10 protein-coding genes are annotated in these 13,288 nt (G+C 59.7%); 2 read left to right on the forward strand and 8 right to left on the reverse strand.

Annotated features, from left to right (window positions below; genetic code table 11):
* Window positions 1-3: 3 nt before the first annotated feature.
* From MSNKSG1_RS10930 to MSNKSG1_RS10965, 8 genes are all read right to left on the reverse strand, one after another.
* The gene (locus MSNKSG1_RS10930) at window positions 4-390 is read right to left on the reverse strand and encodes a putative zinc-binding protein (RefSeq protein ID WP_008939331.1); all 387 of its coding nucleotides are present in this window, start codon (window positions 388-390) and stop codon (window positions 4-6) included.
* Between the two features lie 41 nt (window positions 391-431).
* Window positions 432-1,181 (reverse strand): Crp/Fnr family transcriptional regulator, encoded by a 750-nt coding sequence (locus MSNKSG1_RS10935; protein WP_008939332.1) that lies wholly within the window; start codon window positions 1,179-1,181, stop codon window positions 432-434.
* A gap of 301 nt (window positions 1,182-1,482) precedes the next feature.
* Window positions 1,483-2,289: a peptidylprolyl isomerase gene (locus MSNKSG1_RS10940; protein ID WP_008939333.1), complete on the reverse strand. Its 807-nt coding sequence runs from the start codon at window positions 2,287-2,289 to the stop codon at window positions 1,483-1,485.
* Window positions 2,290-2,365: 76 nt separating this feature from the next.
* Window positions 2,366-3,043 carry a respiratory nitrate reductase subunit gamma gene (gene narI / locus MSNKSG1_RS10945; protein WP_008939334.1) on the reverse strand — a complete coding sequence of 226 codons (678 nt, stop codon included), beginning with the start codon at window positions 3,041-3,043 and terminating at the stop codon, window positions 2,366-2,368.
* A gap of 20 nt (window positions 3,044-3,063) precedes the next feature.
* On the reverse strand, window positions 3,064-3,804 hold the full coding sequence (gene narJ / locus MSNKSG1_RS10950; RefSeq protein WP_008939335.1) for a nitrate reductase molybdenum cofactor assembly chaperone: 741 nt from the start codon (window positions 3,802-3,804) through the stop codon (window positions 3,064-3,066).
* 10 nt (window positions 3,805-3,814) lie between these two features.
* A complete protein-coding gene (gene narH, locus MSNKSG1_RS10955) occupies window positions 3,815-5,389 on the reverse strand; it encodes a nitrate reductase subunit beta (protein WP_008939336.1) in 1,575 nt (524 codons plus the stop codon).
* Window positions 5,386-9,129, reverse strand: coding sequence for a nitrate reductase subunit alpha (locus MSNKSG1_RS10960; protein WP_008939337.1), 3,744 nt, complete (start codon window positions 9,127-9,129; stop codon window positions 5,386-5,388). The genes narH and MSNKSG1_RS10960 overlap by 4 nt, the downstream gene beginning before the upstream one ends.
* A gap of 112 nt (window positions 9,130-9,241) precedes the next feature.
* Complete coding sequence (locus MSNKSG1_RS10965) at window positions 9,242-10,510, reverse strand: MFS transporter (RefSeq protein WP_008939338.1); 1,269 nt, start codon at window positions 10,508-10,510, stop codon at window positions 9,242-9,244.
* A 187-nt stretch (window positions 10,511-10,697) separates the two neighbouring features.
* Between MSNKSG1_RS10965 and MSNKSG1_RS10970 the strand changes: the two genes are divergently transcribed.
* Window positions 10,698-12,557, forward strand: coding sequence for a histidine kinase (locus MSNKSG1_RS10970; protein WP_008939339.1), 1,860 nt, complete (start codon window positions 10,698-10,700; stop codon window positions 12,555-12,557).
* 16 nt (window positions 12,558-12,573) lie between these two features.
* A complete protein-coding gene (gene narL, locus MSNKSG1_RS10975; protein ID WP_008939340.1) occupies window positions 12,574-13,233 on the forward strand; it encodes a two-component system response regulator NarL in 660 nt (219 codons plus the stop codon).
* Window positions 13,234-13,288: the final 55 nt, after the last annotated feature.

The raw sequence follows: 13,288 nt of genomic DNA on the forward strand, positions 1-13,288 counted from the left end.
GGCTCAGGCCCGGCAGGCAACGATCAGATACTGGTTCCAGCGCTCAATGACGTCGTCGCACACGACGGAGACGGCATCGTCGTCATAGCTTTGTCCGTAGTGCTTCTTGAACCCCGACTCATAGAGCCGGACGTGCTCATCAGGGACAACGCCAATGTTCTCGAGGCAGGCACGGGCGCAATGCAGGGGGCAGCCATCGATAACGGTTATCGGGCGACCCGAGCGGGCGGTCTTGACCAGTGCCGGGACTTTCCCACCGACACCGGAAATACAGGACATCTCGAATACCCCGGCATGATCCAGACGCACAGCGGCATCATTGGCCAGCTGCGCGACATCGGAACAGCCGGAACAGGAGTAGATCAGCGGGCGCTGTTTTCGGGGTGTCATACAACCTCCTCCAAATAAACCTGGAGATAACCACCGGGTAATTACTGGCTGATCGCGATCAGCCGCTGGGGATCGGAAATGAAAAGCTTGCTCCGGTTGACCCGCACCAGGCCGTTGGATTTGAGATCCGCCAGAATCCGGGAGAAGGTTTCCGGCTGCATCGCCAACCGGGACGCCACCAGGCATTTGGGCAGTGGTAATTCGACTTCCCCACCCTGCTCGGTGCCGTTTGGTAGCAGGTCGATCAGGTAGCGAATCAGTCGATCCCGGGCGCTCTGGACCGTCATGATTTCCAGGTCGTGGAAGCGGGACACGGCGCGCATGGCATAGTGGCTGAGGGCCGCCTGGGCGTACTCGGGGTGCTTGTCCAGAAGGTCACGGTAAGCCTTGACCGGAATCATCAGGACCTCGCTGGATTTGAGCGCTTCGGCATAGCAGGCGTAGCGGGCGGGATCGGCGTAGATCATGACCTCGGCAAAGCAGTCGCCGGGGGCAATACTGTCCAGGGTGCGGTCGATGCCCGAGGAATCCAGGCGATAAAGCCGCAGGCGACCGGAAATCACGAAGAAGAAATGATGCGCCGGCATGTCCTGGCGGTACAGCAGCTGATGGTGGCCGAGCCGCAGTCGACGGGACTGGTGGATGAGGTTTTCCAGGTCCCGGGACCGGAGGTGTCGGAATAGCGGATGGCTGCGCAACGCATCCAGGCCGTCTTCCTCTGCCAGGGGTTTGTTGATGGCCACCAGTACCGGCTTGCTGTATCGGGTTTCAGCGGTTTGCATCGCTACCATGGAGTTTCCCTCCCGCATATACATTCATCAAAAATCTTGATTTAAATAGTAGATGGGAACGGTCGCGAAAGCGCTCCCCCGATGGGGGTAGTTTGGGGGTTATTGCTGGGTAGGTGATCTGGATCAATGGGTGGTATTGCAACCTTTACGGGGCATCGGCGCTGCGGTGCACAGGCTGGCACCCACTTCTTTCCAAAACACGCTCAAGCACATCCATGTGACGCTTGGGCTCCGCCATCCATGGCTCCGCACAGTTTTGGAAAGAAGCGGGCACCACCCTCCCGATTCAGGTGTAGGAACGCTACTGCATCAGCGGCGAATCCGGAATCTCCAGGTCCACGCCTTCAACACCGGTTTCCGCCGCGAGCACCTGAAGGTACTGGCGGAAGGCCCGACGGGTAACGCTCTCGCTCAGGTACTGGCGGATCTGGGGTTTGACGTGTTCGTAGGGCAGTGTCTCGCCGTCGATGCGCTGGTCGACGCGGACAATGTGCCAGCCGTAGCGACTTTCGATCAGTGCCGGATGCAGGCCCTCGTTCAGCGCCAACACCGGTCGTTCAAACTCATCCACGGTTTGTCCCTTGCTGATCTGGCCCAGGCTGCCGTTCTGGTGCCGCGACTCGCAGGCGGAGTACTGTTTGGCCAGGTCAGCGAACCGGGAACGGCCGTCGATCAGGGCAGACAGGAGTTGCTGGCCGACTTCTTCCTGTCGGATCCGCTCCTGTACGTCGTCCGGCGCGGCTGCCAGCAGGATGTGGCTGACGGCCATCAGCGTCGGGCTGCGAAAGCGTGACGGATTCGCAGCATAGAAGCGTTCGCAGGCGTCTTCGCTGAGTTCCGGAACGGCGAGTTCGAGTTCCAGCACCCTGGCAATGCGGTCTTCCTCATCCTCGAGGCTGTCGAGGTTCAGGCGGCTCGCCTGTTGCAGCAGCAGTTCCCGGATCGCGAGGCTTTTTGCCGCCGCGTGCCAGGCTTCGGCCAGCTCTTCCGCCGGGTGATGCTGCATCTCCCGGGCGATGTCGTCTTCCGATATCAATGTTTCTCCCACGTAAACCGGTGGAAACTGGTTTCTGGGCTTGTCGGCTTCGCCGGTTGGGATCAGTTGCATGGTATTCACCTTGGTAACGTTGGGGGGCTGATCATGGGGTCAGATGAAACGTTCATCTGACCCCGTTTTCCCAAACTCAGGCGCGCTTGCGCACGACCTGGTAACGGCGACCGAAGTACTCCAGCGGCACACTCAGCATGTGCACCAACCGGGTGAACGGGAACAGCACAAAGATGGTCAGCCCGAGCAGGATGTGGATCTTGTAGATCCAGCCCATGCCCAGGAGGTTGTCCGCCGCATCGCCCTGGAAGGTGAAGATGCCCTGGGCCCAGCTGGCCAGGCGCAGCATGTTGCCGCCGTCGAGGTGGCCGAGTGTCGGCGGGATGGTCAGCAGACCCAGTGCTACCTGGATGACCAGCACCACGATGATCATGTTGTCGGCAAAGGTGCTGCTCGCCTTAACCCTCGGGTCGGTCAGGCGGCGATACGCCAGCATGCCGCCACCGATCAGGGTCATCACGCCGGCAATGCCACCGACAACGATGGCCATCACCTGTTTCTGGCCGGCAGTGATCAGCCATTCATAGGCCCAGTGAGGCGTCAGCAGCCCCACCAGGTGACCGAACAGGATCACCAGGATGCCCACATGGAACAGCACACTGGCGATTACCATGTTTTTCTTGCGCAGCATCTGGCTGGACTGGGCCCGCCAGGTAAACTGCCCCTGGTCGTACCGCGCCCAGGTGCCCAGAATCAGGACAATCAGCGCGATGTACGGATAGATTCCGAACAACAGTGTATTGAGATAGGACATGGTTCTTTCCTCCTGCGCTCTCAGGCGCGACCGGCCTGACGGGGTGTGGCGTCCGTCATCAGTTGATCACTCAGGTGAATGGTCTGGGTCTGTTCCAGTTCACGGCGTCGTTGTCCAACCACGCTGCCGGTACTGCAGGAGCTACCCTGATCGTCGACAAACTTCACCATCTCCTCTTCCCAGACTTTATCCAGCGCTTCCGGGGTATCGTCCCGCTCTTCCGAAGCCACCAGCTGGGCCAGCTCCTGGCGGTTGGCCTTGCGGCCTGACAGTTCCAGGAGCGAGTCCATGACCACGTGATAGAAGCTCTCGCGCTGATACAACCGCTCACCCAGCAGGCCAAGGATGTGGTGAATGTCCTCCAGCCAGTTTTTGATCTCGTCCCATGGACGGGTCGAGAGGTATTCCAGGAACAGCGGCAGGTAGTCCGGCAGTTCCCGGGCGTCGATCTCCAGACCGTTGGCGCGGTATTCTTCCATCAGGTCCACCATGGCCTGGCCGCGATCCCTGGATTCACCGTGCACGTGTTCGAACAGCAGCAGGGACGTCGCCCTGCCCTTGTCGAACGTGCCCACATAGTTCTCCTGCAGGTCCATCAGGTCACCCCTGCACAGCATGTCGATGCCGCGCAGCAGTTGTTCCTTGTTCTGCCGCGGCAGCCGGCCGTCCTCCAGGACGGCGGCGACCAGGGCGTCCTTGGAGGCCTGTAGCTCCTCGGTGGGGTACTCGAGTACCCGTGCCAATACTTTCAAGAGTTGCATCGTGGCCTCCTTATTCCTGTAGCTGTTTCGGATCAACCTGCTTCACGGTGGACAGCTTCTGCACCATGCTGGTGGTCTGCTTGCGGCCACCGAACATGTTGAATTTGCTGTCACCGTTGCAACCATCACCAAAGCTGAAGCCGCAGCCGTTACGCTCGCCGTAGGCAGTTGCATCCGGGAAGGCTTCCTTGGCCAGTTCGCGGTGGCTGGTGGGGATCACAAAGCGATCCTCGTAGTTGGCGATCGCCAGGTAGCGGTACATTTCGTCCGCCTGGGCCTTGCTCAGGCCGGCTTCCTCGAGGGCCCGCAGGTCTTCCCGGCCTTCCACGGTTTCAGCACGCTTGTACAGACGCATGGCCATGATCCGCTTGAGAGCACGCACGATGGGTTTCTCGTCACCGGCGGTCAGCAGGTTGGCCAGGTACTTCACCGGAATCCGCAGGCTTTCGATCTTCGGCAGCACGCCGTCGAACTCCACCTTGCCGGCTTCGGCCGCCGACTGGATCGGGCTGAGCGGCGGCACGTACCAGACCATCGGCAGGGTGCGGTATTCCGGGTGCAGCGGCAGGGCCAGTTTCCAGTCCACCGCCATCTTGTAGACCGGGCTTCTCTGGGCGGCTTCGATGACATTCATCGGGATGCCGTCCTTTTTCGCCTGCTCGATCACTTTCGGGTCGAACGGGTCCAGAAAGATTTCCAGCTGCTTCTCGTAGAGCTCCTGCTCACCCGGGGCGCTGGCCACTTCCTCGATGCGATCGGCGTCGTACAGCAGGACGCCGAGGTAACGGATCCGGCCGACACAGGTCTCGGAGCACACGGTCGGCATGCCCGCTTCGATGCGCGGGTAGCAGAAGATGCACTTCTCGGACTTGCCGGTTTTCCAGTTGAAGTAGATCTTCTTGTACGGGCAGCCGGAGACACACATGCGCCATCCGCGGCACTTGTCCTGATCGATCAGGACGATGCCGTCCTCCTCCCGTTTATAGATGGCACCGCTCGGGCAGCTGGCGACACAGGCCGGGTTCAGGCAGTGCTCGCACAACCGCGGCAGGTACATCATGAAGGTGTTTTCAAACTGGCCGTAGATATCCGCCTGCACCTGGTCAAAGTTCTTGTCCTTGCGGCGTTTGGCGAACTCGGTACCGAGAATTTCTTCCCAGTTCGGGCCCCATTCGATTTTCTGCATGCGCTGACCGGAGATCAGCGAGCGCGGCCGGGCAATCGGCTGGTGCTTGCTGTCGCCAGCGGTGTGCAGATGCTGGTAGTCGAAATCAAACGGCTCGTAGTAGTCGTCGATTTCCGGCAGGTCGGGGTTGGCGAAGATGTTCGCCAACACCCGGAAGCGGCCGCCGATCTTCGGGCGGATTTTGCCCGAGCTGTCGCGCATCCAGCCGCCTTTCCATTTGTCCTGGTTCTCCCATTCCTTCGGGTAACCGATACCGGGTTTGGTTTCGACGTTGTTGAACCAGGCGTATTCCATGCCTTCCCGGCTGGTCCAGACGTTCTTGCAGGTCACTGAACAGGTATGGCAACCAATGCACTTGTCCAGGTTCAGTACCATGCCGACTTGGGAACGGATTTTCATTTTACAGCCTCCTGAACGGTGTCATTGCCTTCGCCATCAAGCCAGTTAACGTTGTGCATCCTGCGAACCACCACGAATTCGTCGCGGTTCGAGCCGACGGTGCCGTAGTAGTTGAAGCCATAGGAATATTGGGCATAACCACCGATCATGTGGGTCGGCTTGGGGCATACCCGGGTGACCGAGTTGTGGATGCCGCCCCGGGTACCGGTGATCTCGGAGCCCGGGATATTCACGATCCGCTCCTGGGCGTGGTACATCATCACCATGCCCGGCATGACCCGCTGGCTCACCACCGCCCGGGCCGCAATGGCACCGTTGGCGTTGAACAGCTCGATCCAGTCGTTGTCCTCGATACTCAGTTCCCTGGCGTCGTCTTCACTCAGCCAGACAATCGGCCCGCCGCGAGACAGGGTCAGCATCAGCAGGTTGTCGCTGTAGGTGCTGTGAATACCCCATTTCTGGTGCGGCGTGATCCAGTTCAGCGCTTTCTCCGGATTGCCGTTGCTACGCTGATTCAGCATGTGCGAGACAGTTTTGGTGTTGATGGGTGGGCGGTACACCAGCAGGCTCTCGCCAAACGCGCGCATCCACTCGTGATCCTGGTAGAACTGCTGACGCCCGGTCAGGGTCCGCCAGGGGATCAACTCATGCACGTTGGTATAACCGGCGTTGTAGGACACATGCTCGTCTTCCAGGCCAGACCAGGTCGGGCTGGAGATGATCTTGCGGGGCTGTGCCACGATGTCCCGGAAGCGGATTTTCTCCTCTTCCTTGTTGGTGGCCAGATGGGTGTGATCGAGGCCGGTAAATTCGGACAGCGCCGCCCAGGCCTTTACAGCAACCTGGCCATTGGTCTCGGGGGCCAGCGTCAGGATCACTTCCGCAGCATCAATAGCACTTTCAATTTTCGGCCGGCCCGCGTTGGCGCCGTCGATGTGCTTGAAGTTCAGGTCACCCAGGAACTTCACTTCTTTCTCGGTGTTCCAGTTGATGCCCTTGCCACCGTTACCCAATTTGTCCATCAGCGGACCGAGGGAGGTGAAGCGGGCATAGGTGTTCGGATAATCCCGCTCAACGGTGATGAAGTTCGGCGCAGTCTTGCCCGGAATCAGGTCACATTCGCCTTTCTTCCAGTCCTTCACGTCGAACGGCTGGCCCAGTTCGGCCGGCGCATCATGCAGCAATGGCAGGGTCACCACGTCTTTCTCGACACCCAGGTGGCCCTCGGCGGCTTTGGAGAAGGATTTGGCGATGCCCTTGTAGATTTCCCAGTCACTGCGGGCTTCCCAGGCGGGATCGGTCGCCGCGGTCAGCGGATGAATGAACGGGTGCATGTCCGAGGTGTTGAGATCGTTCTTCTCGTACCAGGTGGCGGTCGGCAGAACGATGTCTGAATACAGGCAGGTGGTGGACATGCGGAAGTCCAGGGTCACCAACAGGTCGAGCTTGCCTTCCGGCGCTTCGTCGTGCCATTTGACCTCATTCGGCTTGGCGCCACCTTCCTGACCCAGATCCTTGCCCTGCAGGCCGCTCTTGGTGCCCAACAGGTACTTGAGCATGTACTCGTGACCCTTACCGGAAGAACCCAGCAGGTTCGAGCGCCAGATGAACATGTTGCGCGGATGGTTTTCCGGAGCTTCCGGGTCTTCGCTGGCAAACGCCAGTGAGCCGTCCTTCAGGGACTGGGCCACATAGTCCGCCACGTCCAGGCCGGCCGCTTCCGCTTCGGCTGCGATGCCGAGCGGGTTCCGGTTGAGCTGCGGTGCGGACGGAAGCCAGCCCATGCGCTCGGCGCGCACGTTGTAGTCGATCAGGCTGCCACCGAATTTCGACTTGTCCGCCAGCGGCGACAGGATTTCGTCGACACCCAGTTTCTCGTAACGCCACTGACCGGCGTGGGCGTAAAAGAAGGAGGTGGAGTTCATGTGCCGGGGCGGGCGCTGCCAGTCCAGGCCAAAGGCCAGTGGCTGCCAGCCGGTCTGCGGACGCAGTTTTTCCTGGCCGACGTAGTGGGCCCAGCCACCGCCGCTCTGTCCGATACAACCACACATGATCAGCATGTTGATCAGGCCACGGTAGTTCATGTCCATGTGGTACCAGTGGTTCATGCCGGCACCCACGATGACCATGGAACGTCCCTTGGTCTTGTCCGCGTTGTCGGCAAACTCACGGGCAATGCGGATCACTTTCTCGGCAGGTACACCGGTGATCTTTTCCTGCCAGGCAGGAGTGTAGGGTTTGATCTCGTCGTAGGAAGTGGCGCCGTCATCGTCGCCCAGGCCGCGGCTGATGCCGTAGTTGGCGACCATCAGGTCGTAAACGGTGACCACGTGACCTTCGGAGCCATCGGCAAGCTTGACCTTTCGGCTGCCGAGCTTGTGGGTCAGGGTGTCGCTGATTTCAACGTGCTGGAAGTGGTCGTGTTCGATGCCACCAAAGTACGGGAAGGCGACATCCACCACTTCGTCGTGCTTCTCCACCAGGGACAACTGCAGACTGACGTCCGCGCCCTTCGCGGTCTGTTTCAGGTTCCAGTTGCCCTTCTCACCCCAACGGTAGCCGATGGAGCCATTCGGTGCGGTCAGTTCACCGGAAGTCTCATCAATGGCGATGGTTTTCCACTCGGGGTTGTTTTCCTCGCCCAAACCATCCACCAGGTCACTGGCACGCAGGAACCGGCCGGGTACATAACGACCGTCATCCCGTTTCTCCAGCATGACCAGGTAGGGCATGTCGGTGTAGCGTCGGACGTAGTCGGTGAAATACTCGCTGGGCTTGTCGACGTGGAATTCCTTCAGGATCACGTGGCCCATGGCCATACCAAGGGCGGCATCGGTGCCCTGCTTGGGATTCATCCACTCATCGGAAAGTTTGGAGACTTCTGCGTAGTCCGGGGTAATGGCAACGGTCTTGGTGCCCTTGTAACGGACTTCGGTGAAGAAGTGGGCGTCCGGGGTCCGGGTCTGGGGCACGTTGGAGCCCCAGGCAATGATGTAGCCGGAGTTGTACCAGTCGGCGGATTCGGGCACGTCGGTCTGCTCGCCCCAGGTTTGCGGGGAGGCCGGCGGCAGGTCGCAGTACCAGTCGTAGAAACTCATACAGACGCCACCGATCATGGACAGGTAGCGGCTGCCGGCGGCGTAGGAGACCATGGACATGGCAGGAATCGGAGAGAAACCAAGCACCCGGTCCGGGCCGTATTTCTTGGCGGTGTAGACGTTGGCGGCACCAATCAGCTCGTTGACTTCGTCCCAGCTGGAGCGCACGAAACCGCCCATGCCGCGACGCGGCTTGTATTCAGCCGTCTTACCGGAGTCTTCGACAATGGAGGCCCAGGCTTCCACCGGGTCATCGTGCTGGGCCTTGGCCGCCCGCCAGAGCCTCATCAGGTGCTTGCGCATCAATGGGTACTTCAGGCGGTTGGCGCTGTACATGTACCAGGAGTAACTGGCACCGCGGGGGCAGCCACGGGGCTCATGGTTGGGCAGGTCCGGCCGGGTGCGCGGGTAGTCTGTCTGCTGGGTTTCCCAGGTGACAAGGCCGTTCTTGACGTAGATTTTCCAGCTGCAGGAGCCGGTGCAATTCACGCCGTGGGTGGAACGCACGATCTTGTCGTGCTGCCAACGCTGGCGATAGCTGTTTTCCCAGTCGCGATTGACTTCGTGGGTTTCGCCGTGGCCGTTGGCGAACGGCTCGCGCGTTTTCCTGAAGTAGTTCAGTTTATCGATCAAATGACTCATGGTCTCTCTCCGGATCGGTTTCCGATGTACCGCCATTGTGAAAGAGAGAAACCCCGAAATCTGCGTGGTTACTACCACATAACCGGGCACTACCACCCAGTGGGTAGTTTGACTATATCCCCGGGTGGAGAAGGTTCATGCGCTCCCGGTTACGACGGTCCCGGGAAAACAGGAGCAGGCATAGACTGAGCAGCAGGAACAGGATCATGAACACGGCGCTGCGAATCCCCAGCCAGTGGTTCACCGCCCCGAAAATGAGTGGCAGCGCAAAGGCCACAAAGCAGGCAGCCACCAGAAGCAACCCGGCGATGAAGGAAGCCGCGTGTCGGTTGTCCAGGATCACGAGACGCTGGAGGCCGCCCATCGCACACCCCAGGGCAAGCCCGAGAATGAGGACAAACAGACGCTCGATCACCATGGGCAGCGCATACTCCACATTGATAATGGCCTCGATTCCATGGATGGAGAGCGTCATGGGCGGGTACGACAGCACAAACAGCGCCAGCAGACAGATCATGAGTGACCGGCTGATGACTGTCAGGCTGCCGAACCGGTCCGACAGACCACCACCAAGGATTTGAGCCAGGGCACCCGGGATCACGAACCATTGGGCAAGATGGGCGCCGGACCCCACCGACAGGCGAAACTGCGAGGAGAGATAATCCGGCATCCACAGTGCCAGGGAAAAAAAACTGCCGGCAACAATGCCGAAATAGACGCAGTGGCTCCAGGTGTGCCGTTCCCTCAGCTTGCCGAACAGCACCCTCAGGGGCTCATCCGCCCCTTCCTCGCCGATGGAGTCCTCGGGCGAGGTCAACATGATCAGCAGGATCAGAACGAGCAGCAGCACAATCAGATAGGCAAGCGGCACCCCCTGCCAGGAAAACGCCTCGTGGAAAAGAGGGACGAGATAATAATTGAATCCGGCGCCGGTAACGCCCGAGCCAAACACCCCAAGCACCAGCCCCAGACGTTTGACGTCACAGTAACGGGTGACAAACTGCAATCCGGCACTGTAGAAACCACCGGCCAGGCCCAGGCCGCTGGCGACCAGGAGATACCCCGCGAAGGAATCGGCGGTCAGGAGCAGCAGCATGCACAGTGCCAGCCCGCCAAGGCAGAACAACATGACTTTCCGGGCCCCCAGGCGTCTGGCAGCCAGGCCAGCCGGCACGGCCAACAGGGCACTGACCGCCATGGGCACCGCCAGCAACACGCCGAACTGGACGCTGCTGAGCTGCAATTCCTGACGCAAATGCACGCCGGCCACCGCGAACAGTGTCCAGCAGCCAGCCGCTATGACAAAACCGAACAGCGCCAGCGGCAGAACGACGGCCAGCGATGTCATTCTCTCGTCATCCAGATCCGCTTCGGTGCTCATAGCCTTTTCCTGAAAACTTGTTTTCTAATTTCATCTTTTGCCTGAAAAATGGTCAAAGACTATTATGGGTTACCGACTATCGGGGTAAATGACTATCCTCAAGGAGGTATTAGGAGCGACACTCTCGCGGCATAATGGGGAGGGTTCTGTCATCCCCCGAAATCAACGTCTGCAGGCCAGCGTGCATATGAATTCCAGAAAATCTCTGGTCAACCGAATTGCTATTGTGGTGGGCGCCATCGTGCTGACTGCCGTGGTGAGCATGGGCGTGACCCTGGCGGTTTCAAAAAGCATCGAGGGTAATGCCACCGCCATCAATCTGGCCGGCGCACTCAGGATGGGGGCATTTCATATGCTGTCCCGCGCTGCCACTACGCCTTCCGGTAACGGCTCAGAACCCTCATTCAGTAAACTCCTGGACCAGTACGCCGGGCAGTTATCCGATCCGGCCCTCACCCGGGCGATACCGAAGCAGAACGACCATCCCCTGAGCCAGCAATACCAGGACATCCTGGCCGCGTGGCAGCAGAACCTGAAACCCGCCCTGACCGGACATGAGATCGGCACCGCCATTGACCCGGCTATGCTGGATGCGGCCAGCCATTATGTTCAGCAGGTGGATGCCCTGGTGAAAATGCTGGAACAGCGCACAGAGGCCCGGATCGATTTGCTGCACCTGATTCAGGTGATCAGTCTGACGTTCTCCATCCTGATCGTGTTCGCCCTGTTCATCGACCTGAAAAACCGGGTATTGCGACCACTGAGGAAGCTGGTCGGGATTGCCGTCGCAGTGGGCGAAAAGGACTTCTCCCAGAAAGCCGACCTCCGGGGATCGGACGAACTGGCCCACCTTGGCCAGGCATTCGACCAGATGACCAGCGATCTCGCATTGACCTATCAGGAGCTGGAACAGCGGGTAATGGTAAAAACCGAGGAACTGGAGAGAAGTCACGCCGCACTGGAGTTGCTGCACTCGTCCAGCCGCAATCTGTTTGCCAACCACGATCTGTGCAACGGCGCCGTTCCGATGCTGCAGGAGCTGGAACAGCTCCTGGGTATCGGCCCGATTCACCTGTACCTGCATGATCGGGAATCGTCCGAGCCGGTCAGAGCTGTTACCACAGCCACCCGGGAACGTCCCTTCTACTGCCGGGATCACCACTGCAACGCGTGTCTGGTCACACCCGAGCAATACGACACGATGCCAGTGGAAGAAAACGACGGGCGTCGGCTGCTTTTGCCGATACGCACGCCGGGCATGCTGCTGGGCACCCTGGAAATCTGGTATCCCGCCGACAAGGGGCTTTCGGACACCGCCCGGCGCCTGCTCGAAACCCTGAGCGACCAGTTGGCGACGGCGATTTTCCTGGAGCGGCAGATCACCGAAGAACAACAGATGACCCTGGCGGAAGAGCGAACCGTCATCGCCCGGGAGCTCCACGACTCGCTGGCGCAATCCCTGTCCTATCTCAAAATGCAGGTGGCGCGGCTTCGCCGTCTGGAGATTGACGGCGAGCAGAAGGAAGCCCACGACGCCATCCTGGATGAGCTGAGCACCGGGCTGAACAGCGCCTACCGTCAACTGCGCGAATTGCTGGCAACCTTCCGGCTCAAGCTGGACACTCCCGACCTGTCCACCGCGCTTAACAAGACCATCGACGAGTTCTCCGAGCGCCTCGGCAAACCGATAGAACTTCACTACAACCTGCCCCAGCAGACGTTGTCCCCCAACGAAGAAATCCATACCCTGCAGATTGTTCGCGAGGGTCTGGCCAACGCAGTAAAGCACGCGGAAGCAACGGATATTTCGGTGGAAGTGTTATTCGAATCACCGCGGGTCCGGGTACGGATCCTCGACAACGGCAAAGGCCTCCCCGGGGGCGATCAGCCGGTCAACCATTACGGCCTGATCATCATGGAAGACCGGGCCCGAACGCTGGGCGGACAGGTCAAAGTACGCAACCGGGATGAAGGCGGAGTGGAAGTCACGCTAATATTTGTGCCCAAGAGCCGGAATCTCATTTCCACGGAAGCATCCAGTGCCTGACAACAAGAGAGCAAACATGTCTGATTCACCTGCGAGTATTCTGCTGATCGACGACCACCCGCTGCTGCGCCAGGGCATCAAACAACTGGTGGACATGGAAGAAGATATTGAAGTGATCGGCGAGGCCAGCAATGCCGCCGACGGCATTCGCCTGGCGACCGAACTGGAACCCGACCTGATCCTGATGGACCTGAACATGCCGGAGATGGATGGCATCGAGGCACTGCGAAAACTGCGGGAACAGAACGTCGGATCCCGCATCGTCATGTTCACCGTTTCCGATCAGGAAGAAGACGTGGTCGCCGCACTGAGGGCCGGTGCCGATGGCTACCTGCTCAAAGACATGGAGCCGGAGGACATGATCGCTCAGCTGCATCAGGCGGCTGTCGGCAAGATGGTCATCAGTGATCGCCTGACTACCCTTCTGGCGGAAGCACTGCGCTCCAACAAGCCACAGGCCAGCACGCGTCCGGATTTCGACAGCCTGACACCGCGGGAAAAAGACATTCTCCGGCTCATTGCCGAGGGCCTCTCCAACAAGATGATCGGCCGCAAGCTGGACATCAGCGATGGCACCGTGAAGGTTCACGTGAAGCACCTGCTCAAGAAACTCAACCTGCGCTCCCGGGTTGAGGTGGCGGTATGGGCCGTGGAGGAAGGGCTGCACAAGGCCTGAGTTATATCAAACCAATCGGGCGGATTCCCGATTACTCTGGGCGTTTCAACCAACG

The organism is Marinobacter santoriniensis NKSG1 (assembly GCF_000347775.1).
Classification (GTDB): domain Bacteria; phylum Pseudomonadota; class Gammaproteobacteria; order Pseudomonadales; family Oleiphilaceae; genus Marinobacter; species Marinobacter santoriniensis.

Coding starts and splice junctions, on each gene's coding strand:
- narH (WP_008939336.1), bottom strand. CDS start 5,389: ATGAAAATCCGTTCCCAAGTCGGCATGGTACTGAACCTGGACAAGTGC.
- narI (WP_008939334.1), bottom strand. CDS start 3,043: ATGTCCTATCTCAATACACTGTTGTTCGGAATCTATCCGTACATCGCG.
- MSNKSG1_RS10935 (WP_008939332.1), bottom strand. CDS start 1,181: ATGGTAGCGATGCAAACCGCTGAAACCCGATACAGCAAGCCGGTACTG.
- MSNKSG1_RS10940 (WP_008939333.1), bottom strand. CDS start 2,289: ATGCAACTGATCCCAACCGGCGAAGCCGACAAGCCCAGAAACCAGTTT.
- MSNKSG1_RS10970 (WP_008939339.1), top strand. CDS start 10,698: ATGAATTCCAGAAAATCTCTGGTCAACCGAATTGCTATTGTGGTGGGC.
- MSNKSG1_RS10930 (WP_008939331.1), bottom strand. CDS start 390: ATGACACCCCGAAAACAGCGCCCGCTGATCTACTCCTGTTCCGGCTGT.
- narL (WP_008939340.1), top strand. CDS start 12,574: ATGTCTGATTCACCTGCGAGTATTCTGCTGATCGACGACCACCCGCTG.
- MSNKSG1_RS10965 (WP_008939338.1), bottom strand. CDS start 10,510: ATGAGCACCGAAGCGGATCTGGATGACGAGAGAATGACATCGCTGGCC.
- MSNKSG1_RS10960 (WP_008939337.1), bottom strand. CDS start 9,129: ATGAGTCATTTGATCGATAAACTGAACTACTTCAGGAAAACGCGCGAG.
- narJ (WP_008939335.1), bottom strand. CDS start 3,804: ATGCAACTCTTGAAAGTATTGGCACGGGTACTCGAGTACCCCACCGAG.